General features: G+C 43.2%; 20 protein-coding genes. 13 read left to right on the top strand and 7 right to left on the bottom strand.

What is annotated here, in order from left to right:
* The first annotated feature begins 54 nt into the window (after window positions 1-54).
* The 7 genes from ureA to KIT90_RS10555 all read left to right on the top strand — a co-directional run bounded on the left by ureA (window position 55) and on the right by KIT90_RS10555 (window position 5,525).
* The gene (ureA, locus tag KIT90_RS10585) at window positions 55-357 is read left to right on the top strand and encodes an urease subunit gamma (protein ID WP_009696559.1); all 303 of its coding nucleotides are present in this window, start codon (window positions 55-57) and stop codon (window positions 355-357) included.
* A 10-nt stretch (window positions 358-367) separates the two neighbouring features.
* Window positions 368-688, top strand: a complete 321-nt coding sequence (locus tag KIT90_RS10580; protein WP_009696560.1) for an urease subunit beta — start codon at window positions 368-370, stop codon at window positions 686-688.
* Between the two features lie 11 nt (window positions 689-699).
* Window positions 700-2,403, top strand: coding sequence for an urease subunit alpha (ureC, locus tag KIT90_RS10575; RefSeq protein WP_285376591.1), 1,704 nt, complete (start codon window positions 700-702; stop codon window positions 2,401-2,403).
* 19 nt (window positions 2,404-2,422) lie between these two features.
* A complete protein-coding gene (gene ureE, locus KIT90_RS10570; RefSeq protein ID WP_009696562.1) occupies window positions 2,423-2,932 on the top strand; it encodes an urease accessory protein UreE in 510 nt (169 codons plus the stop codon).
* The gene (locus tag KIT90_RS10565) at window positions 2,883-3,629 is read left to right on the top strand and encodes an urease accessory protein UreF (protein ID WP_226982136.1); all 747 of its coding nucleotides are present in this window, start codon (window positions 2,883-2,885) and stop codon (window positions 3,627-3,629) included. The genes ureE and KIT90_RS10565 overlap by 50 nt, the downstream gene beginning before the upstream one ends.
* 30 nt (window positions 3,630-3,659) lie before the next feature.
* A complete protein-coding gene (gene ureG, locus KIT90_RS10560; RefSeq protein WP_009696564.1) occupies window positions 3,660-4,274 on the top strand; it encodes an urease accessory protein UreG in 615 nt (204 codons plus the stop codon).
* 198 nt (window positions 4,275-4,472) lie between these two features.
* Window positions 4,473-5,525, top strand: coding sequence for a DMT family transporter (locus KIT90_RS10555; protein ID WP_010453618.1), 1,053 nt, complete (start codon window positions 4,473-4,475; stop codon window positions 5,523-5,525).
* Window positions 5,526-5,639: 114 nt separating this feature from the next.
* Here KIT90_RS10555 and KIT90_RS10550 read toward each other — a convergent pair whose 3' ends face one another.
* A complete protein-coding gene (locus KIT90_RS10550) occupies window positions 5,640-6,416 on the bottom strand; it encodes a helix-turn-helix transcriptional regulator (RefSeq protein ID WP_228286518.1) in 777 nt (258 codons plus the stop codon).
* A gap of 273 nt (window positions 6,417-6,689) precedes the next feature.
* On the opposite strand from KIT90_RS10550, the gene KIT90_RS10545 reads away from it, so the two are divergent.
* From KIT90_RS10545 to KIT90_RS10535, 3 genes are read left to right on the top strand one after another with little or no spacing between them, the layout of a single operon-like run.
* Window positions 6,690-7,451, top strand: coding sequence for an ABC transporter ATP-binding protein (locus KIT90_RS10545; protein ID WP_017189773.1), 762 nt, complete (start codon window positions 6,690-6,692; stop codon window positions 7,449-7,451).
* A gap of 9 nt (window positions 7,452-7,460) precedes the next feature.
* On the top strand, window positions 7,461-8,450 hold the full coding sequence (locus tag KIT90_RS10540; RefSeq protein ID WP_285376586.1) for an ABC transporter substrate-binding protein: 990 nt from the start codon (window positions 7,461-7,463) through the stop codon (window positions 8,448-8,450).
* Entirely contained in the window at window positions 8,443-9,447 is a 1,005-nt protein-coding gene (locus tag KIT90_RS10535; RefSeq protein WP_026000287.1) for an iron ABC transporter permease, read from the top strand. Before KIT90_RS10540 ends, KIT90_RS10535 begins: the two co-directional genes overlap by 8 nt.
* A 127-nt stretch (window positions 9,448-9,574) precedes the next feature.
* Here KIT90_RS10535 and KIT90_RS10530 read toward each other — a convergent pair whose 3' ends face one another.
* Complete coding sequence (locus KIT90_RS10530) at window positions 9,575-9,802, bottom strand: PAS factor family protein (protein ID WP_054822593.1); 228 nt, start codon at window positions 9,800-9,802, stop codon at window positions 9,575-9,577.
* Between the two features lie 1,462 nt (window positions 9,803-11,264).
* Between KIT90_RS10530 and KIT90_RS10525 the strand changes: the two genes are divergently transcribed.
* Window positions 11,265-12,530 carry a RidA family protein gene (locus KIT90_RS10525; protein ID WP_285376582.1) on the top strand — a complete coding sequence of 422 codons (1,266 nt, stop codon included), beginning with the start codon at window positions 11,265-11,267 and terminating at the stop codon, window positions 12,528-12,530.
* 68 nt (window positions 12,531-12,598) lie between these two features.
* Here KIT90_RS10525 and rnk read toward each other — a convergent pair whose 3' ends face one another.
* Window positions 12,599-12,991 (bottom strand): nucleoside diphosphate kinase regulator, encoded by a 393-nt coding sequence (gene rnk, locus KIT90_RS10520; RefSeq protein ID WP_009696573.1) that lies wholly within the window; start codon window positions 12,989-12,991, stop codon window positions 12,599-12,601.
* 224 nt (window positions 12,992-13,215) lie between these two features.
* Complete coding sequence (locus KIT90_RS10515; protein ID WP_009696575.1) at window positions 13,216-14,040, bottom strand: AraC family transcriptional regulator; 825 nt, start codon at window positions 14,038-14,040, stop codon at window positions 13,216-13,218.
* 799 nt (window positions 14,041-14,839) lie between these two features.
* Here KIT90_RS10515 and ureG (KIT90_RS10510) point away from each other — a divergent pair.
* Window positions 14,840-15,463 carry an urease accessory protein UreG gene (gene ureG / locus KIT90_RS10510; RefSeq protein ID WP_033008130.1) on the top strand — a complete coding sequence of 208 codons (624 nt, stop codon included), beginning with the start codon at window positions 14,840-14,842 and terminating at the stop codon, window positions 15,461-15,463.
* Window positions 15,464-15,765: 302 nt separating this feature from the next.
* On the opposite strand, the gene KIT90_RS10505 is transcribed toward ureG (KIT90_RS10510), so the two are convergent.
* A complete protein-coding gene (locus KIT90_RS10505; RefSeq protein WP_009696577.1) occupies window positions 15,766-15,972 on the bottom strand; it encodes a hypothetical protein in 207 nt (68 codons plus the stop codon).
* A gap of 357 nt (window positions 15,973-16,329) precedes the next feature.
* Here KIT90_RS10505 and KIT90_RS10500 point away from each other — a divergent pair, with 357 nt between their 5' ends.
* A complete protein-coding gene (locus tag KIT90_RS10500) occupies window positions 16,330-17,034 on the top strand; it encodes a carbonic anhydrase (RefSeq protein WP_285376580.1) in 705 nt (234 codons plus the stop codon).
* A 566-nt stretch (window positions 17,035-17,600) separates the two neighbouring features.
* On the opposite strand, the gene ulaG is transcribed toward KIT90_RS10500, so the two are convergent.
* Both ulaG and ulaR read right to left on the bottom strand, forming a co-directional pair.
* Window positions 17,601-18,668: an L-ascorbate 6-phosphate lactonase gene (gene ulaG / locus KIT90_RS10495; protein WP_005448892.1), complete on the bottom strand. Its 1,068-nt coding sequence runs from the start codon at window positions 18,666-18,668 to the stop codon at window positions 17,601-17,603.
* A gap of 124 nt (window positions 18,669-18,792) precedes the next feature.
* Window positions 18,793-19,548: an HTH-type transcriptional regulator UlaR gene (gene ulaR / locus KIT90_RS10490; protein WP_005531235.1), complete on the bottom strand. Its 756-nt coding sequence runs from the start codon at window positions 19,546-19,548 to the stop codon at window positions 18,793-18,795.
* Between the last annotated feature and the right edge of the window lie 47 nt (window positions 19,549-19,595).

The raw sequence follows: 19,595 nt of genomic DNA, 5'->3' as shown, positions 1-19,595 counted from the left end.
ATTAAACACCTAATAACGCGATTTTATATTGAAAATCATGAAACGGAGTAAACGATGGAATTAACACCTAGAGATAAAGACAAATTACTTTTGTTCACTGCAGGTCTGCTTGCTGAAAGACGCAAAGAAAAAGGCATCAAACTGAATTACCCAGAATCTGTTGCGCTGATCAGCTGCGCAATCATGGAAGGTGCACGTGAAGGGCGCACCGTTGCAGAAATGATGAGTGCTGGTCGCGAAATCTTAACTCGTGCTGATGTTCAGCCTGGCATTGCTGAAATGATTGAAACAGTACAAGTAGAAGCAACTTTCCCTGACGGCACAAAGCTAGTGACTGTGCATAACCCGATTATTTAAGGAGACCGCCATGTTTGCAGGTGAATACCAACTAAAAGCGGATGATATTGAGCTGTGTACTGACCGCACAACCATCCCAGTGAAAGTTTCTAATACGGGTGACCGCCCTGTTCAGGTTGGCTCGCACTACCACTTTGCTGAAGCGAATCGCGCTTTATCTTTTGACCGAGAGCTTGCTTACGGTCACCGCCTAGCGATCGCCGCTGGCATGTCAATTCGATTCGAACCAGGTCAAACCCGCGAAGTGGAGCTGATTCCGTTCGCTGGCTTACGTCAAGTCTACGGCTTCCGTGGCGACGTGATGGGCTCACTAGATAACAATTCTAAGTAAAGGTAACAGTAATGAAGATTTCTAGACAAGCGTATGTAGACATGTACGGTCCTACAACGGGCGACAAAGTCCGTCTGGGTGATACAGAGCTATGGATTGAGATTGAAAAAGACCACACGCACTACGGTGAAGAAGTCGTATTTGGTGGCGGTAAAGTTATTCGTGACGGTATGGGTCAGAGCCAGCGTTGTGATGACGCAGTGATGGATACGGTTATTACTAACGTTATCATCATGGATTACTGGGGCATCGTTAAAGCTGACGTTGGTCTTAAGCAAGGTCGTATCGCAGCCATTGGTAAAGCAGGTAACCCAGACGTACAGCCTAACGTTGATATCATCATTGGTCCTGGTACTGAAATCATCGCAGGTGAGAACCAAATTCTAACCGCAGGTGGTATCGATACACACATCCACTTTATCTGTCCGCAACAGATCGATGAAGCGTTGATGAGCGGTATAACGACCATGATTGGTGGCGGTACGGGTCCTGCAACGGGCAGTCTAGCGACAACCAGCACATCGGGTCCTTGGCACATCGGTAAGATGATGCAAGCGGTCGATGATCTACCAATGAACATCGGTCTACTAGGTAAAGGCAGTGCAAGTACGCCTGAAGCGCTTGAGCTGCAAGTAAAAGCAGGCGCGATGAGCCTGAAGATCCACGAAGACTTTGGTGCGACTGCTGCATGTATTCACAACGCCTTGAATGTTGCAGATCGCTACGACGTTCAGGTTGCGCTTCACTCAGATAGCTTGAACGAATCTGGCTTCCTACAAGATACGCTGGCTGCATTCAAAGATCGTTGTATCCATACCTACCACACGGAAGGTGCGGGTGGTGGTCACGCTCCAGACATCATTGCAGCGTGTGCACTGCCAAATGTACTGCCTTCTTCCACAAACCCAACGCGTCCGTACACCATCAATACCGTTGATGAGCACTTGGATATGTTGATGGAGTGTCACCACCTAGATCCAAATATCCCGGAAGACGTTGCGTTTGCAGACTCTCGTATTCGTCGCGAAAGTATTGCCGCAGAAGACATTCTTCACGATATGGGCGTGATCTCGATGATGTCATCAGACTCACAAGCAATGGGACGTGTGGGTGAAGTGGTATGTCGTACTTGGCAGACAGCAAACAAGATGCGAGTACAGCGCGGTCTACTTCCTGAAGACCAAGATCTTGGCGCAGATAACTTCCGTGCGAAGCGCTACATCGCGAAATACACCATTAACCCAGCAATCACTCACGGTATCGCACACGAAGTGGGCTCGATTGAAGTGGGTAAATTCGCCGACTTGGTGCTTTGGAAACCAGCATTCTTCGGCGTTAAACCATCCATCATCTTGAAAGGTGGCATGATCGCAGGCGCTGCGATGGGCGATCCAAACGCGGCGATCTCAACGCCTCAGCCAGTTCACTACCGCAACATGTTTGGCTCATTAGGTCGTGCAGTGTCAGCAACGCGCATGACGTTTGTTAGCCAAGCTGCGATGAACACAGGTCTAGAAGAAAAGCTGGGTCTGAACAGCCCGCTTGTTGCGTGTAAAGACGTTCGTAACAAGACCAAACAAGACATGAAGCACAACGACGTGTGTCCTGAACTGACCGTTGATCCACAAACTTATGAAGTAAGTGCAGACGGCGTTCTATTGACGTGTGAACCAGCAACAGAAGTTCCGTTGGCTCAACGCTACCATTTGTTCTAATTAACAGTAAGGGCTTGCAATGCTTGAACTAACAAAACGATTAGATGCCAATACGGAATGTGAGGTATTCGATAGTCTTATTCTTCCTTATGAGCTGCGTATCCGAGGACGCCTGAAAGGAGTGACGGAAAAGGGACATGATGTCGGTTTGTTTCTCGATCGTGGACCAGTATTACGTGATGGCGACCTGCTAGAAGCGAAAACGGGTGAAGTGATTCGTGTCCATGCAGCGAACGAACCCGTCACGACGGCTTACATCAACGGCACGCTTCCTCTCGCTCGCCTTTGTTATCACCTAGGCAACCGCCACACGTTGCTTGCGGTTGGTCAGGATGAAGACGGACGTTGTTGGGTACGAATGACGCCGGACCATGTGCTTGAAGAATTGGCACTGCTGCTTGGTGCAACATTGACGCATCATCAAGCGCCTTTTGACCCAGAATCCGGTGCGTACGCGCATGTTGGTCGTGAGCAATCTCATGATCACTCTCATGGTCACCATCACCACGGGCATCAGCATGAACACTAATACTTCTGATCGTGAAGTCGGTGATCTAGCACTACTTGGTTTGATGCAATTTATTAGCCCAGCACTTCCTATTGGTGCGTTTGCTTGGTCGCAAGGGCTAGAAAGCGCTTTTGAGCTTGGTTGGGTGAAAAACGAAGAAGAGCTTGGTGCATGGCTAGAAGGCGTGCTTGATGACGGTTTATCGCGTTGTGAATTACCTGTGCTAGCGCGCTTGTATCACTCGTGGGCGAATCGTGATTGCCAAGAAGTGACGTTTTGGAACGATTGGCTGTTAGCGAATCGCGAAACCTCTGAGTTATGTGAAGAAGACATTCGTCTTGGTCAAGCATTAATAGACTTACTGACCAATCTTGAAATGCACCCTCAGCTGCATGTTGAAGGGGCAAAACAGCTTCAAGAACCTGGATACGTGACCATGTTTGCTTGGGTTACACAGCTTAACCATATTCCTGTTCGACAGAGCCTGCTTGGCTTTGCATGGGGATGGTTAGAAAACCAATTGGCGGTGGCATGTAAAGCACTACCGCTGGGGCATACCGCAGCACAGCGTCTGTGCATTCGACTGCAACCTAAGCTTGTTGAAGCGGTCGAATCTGCCCTCAGTTTAGAGGATTGGGAGCTAGGTCCAACGCTTCCTGGCTTAGCGCTAGGAAGTGCAAAACATGAAACGCAATATTCAAGACTATTTCGAAGCTAATTTGCTTTAAAGAACAAAAGGAAAATTAATATGACACAGTGTTTACGTGTTGGTGTAGGCGGTCCTGTTGGTTCTGGTAAAACAGCGCTGCTACGTAAATTGTGTAAAGCACTTAAAGATCATTACAACATCGCGGTTGTAACGAACGATATTTACACCCGTGAAGATGCGGACTTCTTGCTCAAGCATGACGCGCTGCCATCAGATCGTATTCTTGGCGTAGAAACAGGCGGCTGTCCACATACTGCTATCCGTGAAGACGCTTCGATGAACCTAGCGGCGGTGAACGACTTACAATCGCGTCATCCAGACCTTGAGCTAGTGATGATCGAATCTGGTGGTGATAACTTGGCTGCGACATTCAGTCCAGAGCTGTCTGACCTAACGATTTACGTTATTGATGTGTCTGCAGGTGACAAGATCCCACGTAAAGGTGGTCCGGGCATCACCAAGTCAGATCTATTGATCATTAATAAAATCGACATTGCTGAATATGTACACGCGTCTCTCGATATTATGGACCGTGATGCGAAGAAGATGCGTGGCGATCGTCCATTTATTTTCGCGAACTTACATGACGGTGTTGGTTTAGAAGAAATTATTAGCTTTATTTTGAAAGAAGGCATGCTGCCTGACCGTAGATAGTATCCATCTTCTTTTAATATAAAAACGATATTTACCCTAGCGTTTCCCTACGCAAATTATTTAACTCTGTATTAATTAAGCCATACCAGTCATTGAGTACTGGTATGGCTTATTAATGCATATTTTTATTTTGCTAAATAACAATGTGCGTTAATTAAAAAATCCAATATTACTTTTATTTACATTCTGGGGCTATTTATGTCTGAAGTTAGAACCGCGTCCACATCTGGACCAGAGAAAAAAATGAGCAAACCACTTGCTTATATGTTTATTATGATTGGTATTTTCGCCTTAGCGTTCTCGGCAATCATGGTAAAAGAAGCAAACTTTGAACCAGCAACCAACGCCTTCTTACGTTGTCTTGTTGGCTTCTTAGTGTTGATTCCATTTGCCGTTGCCGAAATTAAAAAGAAAGGCTTAATTAATAAATCTGGTTTTGCTCTCGCTATTGTTGCCGGTATTTTCCTTGGTCTTGATATGACCTCTTGGAACTTTGCGATCTTCTTTATTGGTGCGGGCATCTCATCTATCTTACTTAACCTACAGATCATCATCATGCCATTGCTTGCCATGACGTTTGATAAGTTTAAGCCGGAGAAAAGCTTCTGGTTCCTTGTACCGATTATGTTGTTCGGTATTGTTCTAGCGGGTGGCGTTCTAGAAGGTGGTCCATCTGAAGGTCCAAGCACCATGTGGGGCTACCCAATTGCGCTAGTGGGTACGATTCTGGGTATTAAATCGGGTATTTGTTACGCGCTATACCTCTACACTAGCCGTAAGTCGGGCACACTGAACGCCGGTCGCTACTTCCAGCCACTGATGTGGGTATTCCTTGCTCAGCTTATCCCTGCTGCGATTGTTATGGCGACGACGCACGGTTTCAACATTACCACGGGTGTTCTTGTCGACGGCAAACTGCCACTATCAGCAGCTGATGGTTCGATTGCTGGTGATGCGATTAATATGAGCAACTGGATCTGGATTGTGATCTTAGGTGTTGTTGGTCATGCGGTTGCTTGGGTATTTGTACAAATTGGTTCGGTAAACTTGGACCCAACCGTTGTTGCAGGTCTATTGCTATTGAGCCCAATTACTACTGTTCTTGTTGCACCATTTACAAGTGGTGAGTCGGTGACGCTATTGCAGTCAATCGGTGTGGTGATTGTACTCGTTGCGGTGGCATATCAGAATGGTCTGCATACTGCTGTGCTAAACAAGTTCAAAGGCGAGCCAGCGAAAGTGGAAGGCTAAGCTTCCGTTCTTATAAACATAATAGAAAGCCCAATATTAACGCCAATATTGGGCTTTTTTTAGGTTTTGTGGATTCTGCGTTTTGATTGTGTTTGTTTGACTATGAGAAGGTGATTAGTACTTGAGTGTCAGCAGTGATGAGCCGTTGTTTTCTCTAGAATATTGCCTGAACTTTGAGGGCGTTAGATTGTACTTTCGTTTGAATGCATCACAGAAGTAAGCCGAACTACCAAAGCCACAACGATGGCTGATCTCACTGACATTGTAGGAAGTGAACGTCAGCATATTGAGTGCAATGCCCATTCTTACGTCTAACAGCAACTGGCTGAAAGAGACGTCTTCTTTATTCAAGTGTCTTCTTAATGTGGAAGAGGAGATGAACAGCTTGCTGGCGACCTCCTCAATTTGCCACTTATGAGTCGGATCTTGGCTTATCATCCGAGTGATGACTTCTCGCTTTGATTGGTAATGATCGGACTTGAACATTCGAACAATATCCATTTCGTAGTAACTCATTGTTAAAAATATAAAAAATAGGGACTCTTCAACCAGTAATGTCTTTAATGCGTGGTTACTTAAGGTGTCATGCCCCTCTTTTAGTATTTTGAATCTGTCTTTTATCTCGAAGTTGTCACTGATAGCGTAAGAGATATTATTGGCACCAAATGCCCGCTGTGGAACTTTAGCAATCAGAGAGTCGATCGTATGGTTGGATACAGTCAGTATTTGAACCTCAATGCACTGTGTCGGGCTCTCGCTACGTAAGTCACACCAAACTCGACTGTATTGAGGAATCATCAAGATAGTTGGGGAAGTAATGGCGATCTTACTGTCATTGATGGACACCAGTCCTTTGGCTTCAGAGAGATATATTATGTAATGATGTTCCACATAAAACTCTCTGAGTGTTATCGTTTTACAGTCAATTACTTTTCTATACTTCATATCTATTATCACGATTGGAAATTTCGCTATTTGATATAGTAGTTTTTCAATTAACTTTGCTATTCGTTTCACATGAATAAAGGATAGGGCTCTATTTCTAAGTAAAATGAATATATTTCTAAATCATAATTAAAAACATATTTTTTATTTTCTGTTTTTATTGACTACGGATTTTTTTATTTGATAATGGCTAAATATTAACTAGCAAGGCTTATTAATGTGAAAGAAGTGTTAACCATTAAGGGATTGTCACTGGGCATTAAAACGGAGTTAGTTAGGGATATTAGCTTTAGTCTAAAAGAGAAAGAGTTCTTAGCGATTGTTGGTCCTAATGGGTGCGGAAAATCGACCTTTATTCGCACCATTATGGGAACGGTGAATATATTCTCTGGTGAATTGAGTTTTCTTGGTAAACCACTTTCGAGTTATAACCATAAAATGCGTTCAAGATATATTGCATTTATGGGGCAGAATAATACCGTCGACCCACAAATGAGAGTGCTTGATTATATTTCACTGGGGCGATTTCCTCATTTTCACTATTCCACACGCCAATACGACAACGAATGCATTACCCGCGTGATCGCCGAGCTTGGACTGGAGACGTTAAGAGAGCAAAAAGTTGGGCAGCTTTCTGGCGGAGAGTTTCAGCGCGTCAACTTAGCACGAGTGTTGGTGCAAGAACCCAAGTTGCTGCTTTTAGATGAGCCGACGAATCACTTAGACCCTAAAGCGAGAATAGAGCTCCTCAAAATCGTTAAGGATAAGCAGATTACAACGATTGCCGTGTTACATGATTTAAACCTTGCCGAATACTTTGCCGACCAAGTGATGATCATTAATCGAGGCAAAATGCAGGTGTGCGATACGGTCGAAAACACGCTCAACGCTCACTGGATAAAAGATACTTTTGATTTGAATACCCTTCATTTCTTACATCCTACAACAGGAAAAGCGATCCGTTTTTTTGAAATAGATTAAGGAGTTACCGTGAAAAAAATATGCTTGATGCCGTTGTTTTTATCTGTCTCTGTTTACGCAAACACCAATGCACTGACGGAACCACATTACCCAGTCAGTGTTGAAAGCTGTGGGGATGTGTTGACGTTTGAACAAGCACCAAAACGAGCGGTATTCCAAGATCTCAATATGACGGAAATGGCGTTCGCATTGGGGCTACAACCTAACATGGTGGCAGTAAATGGTATTACAGGTTGGTATCAAGTATCCGATCAGTTCAAGGCAGACTTAGGTGATATTCCCGAAATCTCTGGGCGTTACTTAACGCTAGAACCTTTACTAGAAAAGAATCCGGACTTCCTGTTTGCTGGTTGGAACTATGGTCTTAAATTTGGCTCCGATCTAACGCCACAAAACTTGGCTCACTTTGGAGTAAAGACGCTGGTACTCAGCGAAAGCTGCGCTCACATCACTAAGAAGAAGCAAGAAGCTTCTATGGAGCTGCTTTACGGCGATGTCCTTAAGCTGGGCAAAGTCTTCGATAAGAGTGATAAAGCACAAAGCTTAGTCGAGAATTGGAAAAAAGACCTCAACGAAATAGAGGCAAAGGTGGCAGGTTATCCAATCAAGAAGGTGTTCCTTTACGATTCAGGCATTGATCAGCCCTTTACCAGTGGGCGCTTTGCCATGCCTCACGCGCTGATCAAAGCGGCTGGTGGCGTCAACGTGATGGGCAATGATAACTTTAGTTGGGGCACCGCACCATGGGAAAAAGTCGCCATTCATAATCCCGATATGATCATTTTGGTGGATTATGGCAGCTCAGATGATGCAGCGATCAACAGTTCGATAAAAGCCCTGAGTGACAACCCTCTAATGCGCCAAACGAATGCGGTGAAAAATGGTCAATTTTTGCGGTTGAAGTACAGTGAGCTGACGCCAGGTCCCAACAATGTGGTTGCCATCAAGAAGATTGCAGCCAAGCTCCATCCCGAGGCTGGTATCGTGATTAATGAGTAATTCGAATGTAAAGTTTTGGCTTGCTATCGTGGCAAGTCTGATGCTGCTATCGGTCATACTGTTCCTTTCGCTCTCTTACGGAACAATAAACATACCCTTTTCCTCGGTTTATCAGTTTTTTACCTTTGATCACGCCTCGCTACCTGCAATGACCAACGTTATTTTGAGTGAGATTCGAATTCCTAGATTTCTGCTCGCGATTTTAGTTGGTGCTGGGCTTGCTATGGTGGGGGCGCTATTGCAGACCGTGACTAAGAACGACTTGGCTGATCCATTTTTGTTTGGGCTTTCCGCGGGAGCATCGGCTGGCGTTGTTGCGGTTATCAGCCATTTCGATTTGGCGTTAGGTCAATGGTCTTTACCTGTGGCAGCATTTGCTGGGGCAACTTTATCCGCAGCTTCGGTCATCCTGGTGTTCTTTCTACAAAAGTCTCAAGGAGTTGAGCGCCTGATTTTATCTGGATTGGCGGTTTCGTTCCTGTTCAGTGCCATTACTGGATATTTGATTTATACCGGCGATCAACGTTCGGCGAGTAATATTCTCTTTTGGTCGATGGGTGGCTTAGGGCTGGCAAAATGGGAAAATCTGCCGTTTGCCTCTGTTGGGGTTATTGTGCTTGCACTGTTTACCATGCTGCGCTGGCGTTCGCTCGATGCCATGTTGGTGGATGAGGACACCAGTAATTCACTGGGTGTAAGCGTCAAATTCCTCCGTGTGACCGTGTTTATTTTATCGGCACTCTCTACAGCCATCTTTGTCTCTTTAAGTGGCGTGATTGGCTTTGTTGGGCTCATCGTGCCGCATCTTGCGAAACCATTTTCCGGACCGAGTCATCGTTATCTATTGCCTTTATGTGCTTTTATTGGCGCGATGCTCCTCTCAGCCAGTGACTTAATGAGCCGAGTGCTGATCCCAGGTCAGGAGTTACCCATAGGTCTGATGACTTCAGCAATTGGCTCTATGTTTATTCTGTTTTTCGTACTTAGAAAGAAATGAGGCGAGATAGACCCCAATTGTCTTAGCGTTAACTCGGTATATAACAGTCGGTCTCGCTATGTATCCAAACGGCGAGACCGACTGTTTTTGGTTAAGCGGGAGTGAGAAAGCGACTTCTCGCCGTCGATTACTTGTTGTTTAGGATGATTCTTTCCGCATCGCCAACCGCTCTGGTTAAGCTCTGGTTGCTGGACAGCTGACCGGAACTTACTGGACCAAGAACATGAGTATATAGCGCTAACTGCTTCTCGAATGGCAGTTTTAAAGTGTTGTAGAGCTCCTGCCTAATTTGAACATGAGACTCTTGTGGGGCTGAAGATAAGCGTAATAGGGTTTCATGAATAACAGCCTTCATCTGTTGTTTGTCCTTTTGTTTTCTACGTTGTTTGGGCTTAAATAAAGTACCACCACCGAGCATGTGCATACTCGGTGGTGGTTGTGTGCATCTATATTGGTTTGGGCGAGATTGCTCGCTTTATCCAAGTTTTGGTGAGTGCTTCAAAGTGAAAGCACTTCTTTTGTTATGTTCTAACTCAAGAGCTTATTAATTCGGTTGATGACCGTTAGGTTCTGGTGCTGTCTGTCTTTTCTAATTTCGTTAACTAAGGTTTTTCTTAGCCTCGCTTTGGTGACTTTTAACGGAGGCATGCTCAATGAGCCCTTCACTCTGCATGAGATCGTATCGGGGCAATATATCTCACCTTTGGCTGTATTTCTTAGCAGCCAACGAAAGCAATTTGGACATAACTTATCTGTTTTCTCGTACATGTTTTTTCGGCTTACTATCCGTTAAATAGATAAAAAATTAACACCATTCGAATATAAGCGGATGTTATACCCATCACTGGCGATAGACTTAAACTGATAAATAAAAACGTTATCGAAATTAAACTTGTATTTATTTGAATTTTCACAGTTGTAGAAGAGTAAGCTTGAGTCTAATTCGACAAAGACGTTGTCTTCTGAATCGCAAGAAAAGGAGGTGACATCATCAATAGAATTGAGAAAACTTAATATCTTGTTCCAGTATGTGGCATTGAAGGGCTTTAACCTAATCTCAAAGTCCTCAATCGATGAATAGTCAATCCTTTCTAAGTTCATTTTCTACCTCAAAAAAAGCCCTAACCAAAATTGGATAGGGCTAAGTTGTGCAAGAGCGGAATAAAGTTATCTGTGAGTAGGTTACTCAATTCATATGAGCGAGTGGACTCTATCAAATAGGAGTTTATATCGACAAGTGGGTGTGAAATGTTTCTTATTATTTCAAAACATTATGACTTAATTTTTTAATTTATAAAATCAAATGCAAGCCTTTTTCTGTTCTTCTTGGTTTCATTTTATTAATGATATTAGAGATGAATTTTTGAGTAGGAAAAGGTGCATCAAGGCAATGGGAAAATTGAAATGTAAAGCGCGTAAAAATTAAACATAATGCGCGCATGTTGTAATGAAGTACGTCTAAATAATCAGCATAATCTTATAGTTTTACTTACGATGTGATTGTTTGTGAAAGGAGAGGTATGAAAATATTTAGAGGCATATTAATTGATTTAGTCATCCTTGTTGGGGTTCTATCCGGGATGATTACTTTCTCTTTAAATAAAATCGATATATTAGGAACTATTCTGATTATCACCGCTTCTTTGTTGATCTTGGTTCTATTTATCTATGGTTTAAAAGATGGATATAACAGAAGCAGTTGATTTTATTATTCTATATTGAATTGGAATGAAATATAGCTAATGGCTCTCCTTTCTAGCCTCAATGATGTTCACGTAAGTTAAATACTTTTATCATTAATTAAAGGTAACATTAAAATGACTGGCACCATTATTAAATGCTCTAGAAATACAGAAACTGCACCACTCAACAGCCATTCAACGCAAAGTGTTGCGTTTTCTCACTACAACAATATCTCCGCTCAACTTCCGATTGATCCTCAAACCAACCAGCTTGTTGACGGTGGTATTCAGGAGCAAGCCAAACAATGTCTTTTGAACATTAAAAGAATTGTAGAGAGCATTGATCATGTAATGGATGATGTCGTTAAGATAAATGTCTACTTGACCAACATTCATGACGTTGAAGAAGTAAACAAGGTATATGCGACTTTCTTTACGAACCTTCTACCAACACGCACAGTGCTGGCGATTGAGGCGGTGCCTTTTGAAGGAGCGTTACTACAAATGGATGCGCTTATTTCTAATGGAGAGGGGACAACACCTCAAAAGCCATGTGACTTGATCAAGGTATCGCGTGATACTGATCTAGCACCGACCAATCCGATTTCTACACAAACGGTCGCATTCTCGCACTACAACAACATCTCCGCACAGTTACCGGTAGATGCAGCGACAGGAAACTTGGTCGAAGGTGGCGTAAAAGAACAAACTCATCAATGTCTGCAAAACATCAAGAACATTCTAGAGAGCATTGATGTCCCGCTGGATGACATCGTAAAAACGACCGTTTACCTGCAAGATTTAGCAGATATTGAATCAGTGAACGAAGTGTACCGTACTTTCTTCCCAGATTCGGCGATCGCTAGAGCCGTGGCTTACATGCCTGCTCGTTCGGTTATTCAAGCTTCAGCGCTGCCAATGGGCGCAGCAGTACAAATTGATGCCGTGATTTCTCATGGTGATGGCACGCCGCCTCAAGAAGTTGAAGATCGCCATGGCATTGTGATTAAGGCAAACAACACGCTGAATGCTCCTCTTGATGCGCTTGCGACGCAAACTGTGGCGTTTTCTCACTATAACCACATTTCCGCGCAACTACCGATGGATGCACTGAACCATGAACTGGTTCAAGGTGGGGCTAAAGAGCAAGCTGAGCAATGTTTGAAAAATATTAAAGCGATCGTTGAGAGTATTGGTCACGTGATGAATGACGCGGTTAAGGTCAATATTCAAGTGACTGACATTGCTGATATTGATGCAATCAATGAGGTGTACGCCACTTTCTTTGATGGCGATTTGCCGGCAAGAACCGTGATTGTTGTATCTAACATTGCGCTAGGTGCAAAAGTTCAAATGGATTGTGTTCTGTCAAACGCAGAAGGCACACCGCCACAAGTGTAATCAAATACAAAGCCATCACTCTGGTTAAGAGTGATGGCTGATGATTGAGTTTATTCGTTGGATTATCTCTACTCTATATTTCTTTCTGGTTGAAAAACGACATCCAAGATCTCAATGGTTTTCTTGTTGCCATTTGGCAGTATCCAATCGATGCGTTGACCGACAGACAACCCGATAAGTGCCATGCCAATCGGCGCGAGTATGGAGATGTGAGAGTTATCTTTCACTTGGTTTGGGTAAACGAGCACTTTCTGAATCTGCTCTTCCTCACCAAGGAATTTAAACGTCACTTTAGAGTTCATCGTGACAATATTGTTGTCGATCTCGTGTGCATCGACAATCAATGCGCGGTCAATTTCATCTTCTAATTTAAGCAGCTCGTCACTGCAATTCGGAATGTTATCCAGTAATCGACAGATGTTGTTGTAGTCATCAGATGTAACGGTGATCGAATTAGACATAATATTTCCCTAAATCTAATTTTTATGACCCAGCCTTTGAGATGGCTTGGGTATATCGTGAAGTTTTCTAGTGCATAAAGCGAAACACCATACTCCTCAAGGACGAGAGAAAACGTTACCTGGACGCAATGATTGGTGATTTAGATGAAAAGCAAAATAGAGTGAGCAGAAAGCGCAAGGCTTCACGCTCGATCCGTTATCCATTGCCTTTTTCTGGAGCGTTGTTAGCTCACATCGTCACTTCTTGTGGAGACAAGTGACGCATCACTGGTCTTCTTAGACTGAGCTCGGAACTGTGATGGCGTTAAGTGATATTTTCTCTTGAAGGCATCACAAAAATAAGCGGCGCTACCAAATCCACAGCGGTTGCTGATCTGTGAAACGTTGTAGGAAGTGAACGTTAGCATGTTCAATGCAAGCCCCATTCTTACATCTACCAATAGCTGGCTAAATGACAGGTTCTCTTTCTGCAAATGCCTTCTTAATGTTGAGGTAGAGGTAAACAGCTGCTTGGCGACATCTTGAATTTGCCACTTTCTTTGTGGTTCTTTCGTGATCATTCGTGCGATGACTTCGCGTTTGCTTTCTTCGTAATTGAATTGAAAGACATTGAAAACATCGATACCCGACTCGCAAAGAGAGAGCAGTATGAAGTACAGAGTTTGCTCTAAGAACATGATCTTCAAAGCATCTCTACTTAAGGAGTCATACACTTCTTTGAGTAGCTGAAAGTTATTGTCCACATCCACTGGTGTTGGCAGTTGATGGGCGACAGTGTTTTTAATGAAGCTACGTTTTTGAGGCAGTTGAAGCAGTGAGGATTCGAGCATCTCATCGGTCACGATTAACAACTGAATCTGCAATGGTGAGAATGACGACTTTTGAGTCAAATTACACGACAAGCAGGTAAATTGAGGAATGATTAAGGTTGTTGGACCATCGATGGTGATTTGTTGTTCATTGATGTAAACCGTCCCCTTGGCAAAGGCGATGTTGACGATGTAGTGATACTCTACGTAAAACTCCTCAAGTTTTACGGGTTTGAACATTTCAATATATCTATATTCCACTATTGCTTATCTCATAATTGGGCTTACTACAGGCAGTAAGTTGGGCTAAAAGAAAAGCATCCATGCGACAGTACAATGCACAGTATAACGTTACTCCTTTGTTCTTTTCATAAATTCATCAAAGAAAGTGTCTTATCTCAGTAATTTGAGCTCAAATCTAAATAGGCGCTATTGATTTTTTATTTAACTTATTGAAAGTAATGAATAATGTTTTTGTTTTTATCAATCATGAAAATTAAGATTACGAGTCACATAGCTGAATTGAGCATCAATAGCACACCTGATAATAGTGTTCTTTATGCAGAGATGGTGCTTGAAGTATTTTGAGCATCTTAGGATTTAGATATGAAGTCACAATGTTCAGATAATTTAGCCTGAATTATAATTCTAAATTTTATGGGCTGATATCGTAATTGAATGGTGAGGCTTTTATTGTATATTTTGCTTCGAGAGTGGTTAGGAGACATAACCTACCAGTCGAATCATGTAGACATTGTTGATGATAAAAATTGCAAACCTTCGTTATCAATATTTACGGGTTAGTTAGTCAAAAACTTCGCCAATGAGTTTGCCTAATCACTCTCAAACCATTCACAACTCAGTGCCTTATTCAATACTCCAATACTCACTAAAACAATCATCACCTATTGCTTGATGATCACCATTCAAAATCATCCTCTTGATTGGTGACTTTCAATAACGTTCGGCTTTTTCATTATTAGCCATTAAATAATTACACATCGAATTTTTAACTCCATCCATAATTTGGACAACTCTTATGCAAGAAGACTACAAACAACCTTTGCGAATTGGCGTTGGTGGACCTGTTGGGTCTGGTAAAACGGCATTGCTAGAGGTTCTGTGCAAAACTCTCCGAGATCTTTATCAGATCGCTGTCGTCACTAATGATATCTACACGCAAGAAGATGCAAAGATACTCACTCAGGCAGAAGCCTTAGATGCAGACCGTATTATTGGGGTCGAGACTGGTGGTTGCCCGCATACCGCGATCAGGGAAGACGCCTCGATGAACCTTGCTGCGGTGGAGGAACTCTCTACGCGGCACAAAAACCTAGACGTGGTATTTATCGAAAGTGGTGGTGACAATCTCAGTGCCACGTTTAGCCCTGAGCTGGCTGACTTGATGATCTATGTGATTGATGTATCGGAAGGGGAGAAAATTCCACGCAAAGGCGGACCGGGCATTACACGCTCTGATTTGCTTGTTATCAACAAAATAGACCTTGCGCCTTATGTTGGAGCATCACTAGAGGTCATGGAAGCGGATACCGCTCGAATGCGTCCAGAAAAACCTTATGTGTTTACCAACCTGAAAGAAGGTAAGGGGCTGCAGGAAATCATAGACTTCATTGTCGATAAAGGCATGCTTGAAAAAAGATAGCATCGAAGTACGCCATAGAAACTGCTGCGTATCATGAAGAATTATATTTATTCGCAGTCGTTTCTATGCCTAATATCCACAGTGAGTCGATACTGAAAAAAAAGCAGCTTTAAATGATTAAAGCTGCAAAGAATCAATAGCAGGAAAAGTAGATGATTACATCTACGGAACCAAAGTGAAACCAAACAATTGTGTAGTAACGTTTGATGAAAACTATAGTATACGACTCACGTTCTGTTTCAATGCGTTCAGCTGTGGTTGAAGCTGAATCTAAATATCTAGAGCAGATTATTAAATAGTCCCTACTTCAATAATCTAATGATGTTCTTGGGTCTTCTTATATAATCATAAAACTCTTTTGCTTTAAGCCTGCCGACTGAAAGTTCAATTTTAAGCTCATTGGCAAATAATCTTAATGTCGATCGATTAACCATATCTTTACGAGCATTCACTTTATCTAGGTATTCATCCAAGATTTTGTCATCATAAACGTAAATATATTCACTCATAGTCGCATGTCTTTTTAAATGATAGTTTTAGTTGGCAGTAAACCCTGAATTAGAGTTTGGTTTTATGACGAGGTAAATTGATGGCGTTTTAGACGATGTTTGTTTTGTGTTTGGATTATTAAGGTATAAGAATAAGGCTTCAAGCAGTTTTGCTGTGATTCCTTTATGTTGAAATAATCTAGTCTGATGGTGAAATACAAACCCTACTATTAGTTTTATTCCAAAGTTGTTTAAATATTTGCTTAATTCATTTTGATAAATGTTGATTATGGATGTGTTTATATTTATCTGACACTGTGATGACTTTGAGGTTTTACTAATTATCTGATTTTTCTTAATTTATTAAATGAGGATAAGATGAAGAAATCACTGTTAGCGATTAGCCTTTTATTGAGCTCTGCAGCACATGCTGCGCATTGGGGATACGAAGGCGAGAATGGACCTGAGTTTTGGGGCAAGTTCTCTGAAGATTGCCAGCAAGGTAAGAACCAAAGTCCTGTTAATATTCAATCAACCGTGCTGGGTATTATGGATGAAATCAACATCAACTATTTAGGTGATGCCGTTTCTGCTATTGATAATGGTCATACTCTGCAAGCCAATGTTGAAGGCAATAACACGCTACTGGTTGACGATAAAAAGTTCACGCTTTCTCAGTTTCACTTCCATACGCCATCTGAAAACCACATCAACGGAAAAGAGTACCCGCTAGAGGCACACTTTGTTCATACCGATAAAGACGGCAATCTCGCTGTTGTCGCCGTTTTCTATAAGCTCGGGGATGAAAATCCAACGCTGAGCAAGTTGCTGAAGCAAGAGTTTGAAGAGGGCAAAACAACCAGCGTTGAGCCTGTGAGTATCAAATCGCTCATTCCTTCCAAGCACAGCTACTACCGATTCAATGGCTCGTTAACCACACCACCATGTTCTGAAGGTGTTCGTTGGCTGGTTTTGAAAGATGTTGAAACGGTATCTGAAGCGCAAGTGAAAGCGTTTATGGATATCATGGGCAAAAATAATCGTCCTATCCAGCCGATTAACGCTCGACTCATTCTCAACTAACCCATTAATGGCGAGTCGAAGTCTGACGCGGTTTCCGTGCTATCTGAGATGAACGGTTGTCTAAACGAAAAAAAGGACTCTTAGTGAGTCCTTTTTGATATTAAAAATAAGAGCATACATCAAGTGGAACTCAAGTGTTTGATGGGTACTCCATCCTTGGAGATTTGACACTTAAGCGACATCGAACGCAGTCACACATTGCACTCGGATGTACTAACCGAAACCAATTTAACATTGGACTTGTAAGCAGTACATCAAATGATTTTTGTCGATTAATGATGCCTAAGTAGCTCAATTTTAAGTGATTTACCTTCGAGGCTTTAGGCGGATATTGTCGATATTGAGCGTAAGTTAGAGCGAAGTTGGCATTTATTAGAATGCTTGTAGATATGCACTAGCGTCTAGGTTTTTTGAGAGCGTGAGTCTCTCTGAAAGCTCTCCTACTTATTAGATAGCGAATGTTAATCGTCGTAGAAAATGCGCTCTGTATCATCTGCAGTTCCTGCAATAAAAAAGGACTCAATTGAGAGCCCTTTTGGTTTTCGCTGTCTGACGTTGCGACGGAATTACAAGAACGCTTTGTATGGCAATTCTGGTTCGTTTTTGAAGATGTCGCTAAAGCCACGGAAGTGCTGGTAGTGCATGCGACCTTTATCGGTTGGGAAGGTGTATTTGCCTCCCACTTGCCAGAAGAACGGTGCGAACTTGTATTGCAGACGGTCTTTCTTCATGTTCCACAATACTTCGATTTCGCGTGGGTCGTTTTGGAAGTTCGCCCAAATATCGTGGTGGAATGGCATCACGACATCACAGTTCAACGATTCTGCTGCGCGTAGGATGTCAGAAGACGTCATCTTGTCAGTCACGCCGCGAGGGTTCTCACCGAATGACAACAGTGCCACGTCGATTTGGTACTCGTTGCCGTGCGCTGCGTAGTAGTTCGAGTAGTGTGAGTCACCAGAGTGGTAAACCGAGCCGCCTGAAGTTTCAATCAGGTAGTTCACTGCGCGTTTGTCCATGCCGTCGAGGATTTCTTTATCATAAGATGAAGTGCCTTCTGGCAACGTGACAAGTGCAGTACGGTCGAATGAATCCAGCACGCGGATCTTCATGTCGCCGACCTCAAGTACATCGCCCACTTTCGCGACAACACAACGCTCTTCTGGCACACCCCAGCCCATCCATAAATCGACACACGCCTGTGGACCGATGAACTTCACGTGGTCACCACAGTTTTGTAGTACCGCTGCCGCGACGTTCACGTCGATATGGTCAGCATGGTCATGGGATGCCATCACAGCGTCGATCTCTTTGATAGCAAATGGGTCAAGCGGGAAGATAGCAGTACGTAGGTTTGGTTGCAGCGCTTCGACACCACCCATACGCATCATTTGGTGCTGGTTCTTCATGAAGGCATTCTTTTGTGTCTTTTTGCCCGTACCACACCAGAAGTCGATAGAGATGTTGGTGTTGCCCTCACTCTTCAACCAGATACCTGTACAACCTAGCCACCACATCGAGAATGTATTCGGTTCTACCACCGTGTTTTCGATCTCTTCGTTTAACCAGGTACCCCACTCAGGGAATGTATTTAGGATCCAAGATTCACGAGTGATTTCATTTACTTTACTCATAGCAACACCTTTTTGTTTCACAATTTTTATTAAATTTGGGATGTAGGGAGCCGAGCGCCTTAATTTGTGGTTAAGGCACTGAGCTGAATTATTTTTATTTATTTGAGAAAGAGGCTAGGGCGCGTTAGACCAGAATGACCTGTGTCCCTTGTGCTTCTATCGCTTTGATGACCTCTGGGTTGGCGTTTTTGCCAGTGATCAGAATGTCGATTTTCTCGGTAGGACAGAACAACATGCCCGTTCTGTGACCCACTTTGGAGCTGTCTACCACGACGACGAGCTTGTCGATTTGCTCAAGCATTTGCTGCTCAGCCACCGCGGTTAACATGTCAGCTTTGTAGAGTCCGGCTTCGGTTAACCCTTTGCCTGAAGTGAACATCCAATTGCCTGCGTAACTGCCAAGCGAGTTGGGCGCCGGATTTAAGAACAGTTTTTGTGAACGGTTGTATTGACCGCCAATGATGATCACATCGTCATGGTCTTCATTGATCAGGTAGCTTGCCAATGGGAAGTAGTTGGTGACGATCTGCACGTCTTGCCCACATAGCTTCTGCCCAAGTAGAAAAGCGGTCGAACCGCAGTTGATGACCACGCTGTCGCCAGGCTGACAAAGCTCAGCGGCTTGCATTGCAATCAAGGATTTTTCTTCGTAATGCTCAGTGCTGTTGATGTTCAGCGGTGACCATTTTTTCTTTTCTGCTTCGACGCGTTCTGCGCCGTTGCGTACTTTGCGCAGTTTGCCTAGCTCATCCAGCTTAGAGATATCACGGCGAGCCGTAGCTGGAGAGACGTTAAAGCTCTCAATAATGTGTGAGACGTTAATCGTCTGATTTTCTTCTAGTAAAGACAGAATGCCATTGTGTCTTTGTACTTCATTCATACCCATCACCCTATTTGATTCAAATTCACCGAAATGTGTATCTAGTG

The sequence above is a fragment of the Vibrio sp. B172a genome, from assembly GCF_030248355.1.
Lineage (GTDB): Bacteria > Pseudomonadota > Gammaproteobacteria > Enterobacterales > Vibrionaceae > Vibrio > Vibrio owensii.
Note: the sequence above shows the minus strand (reverse complement) of the source record. Positions and strands in the feature narration are given on the sequence as shown.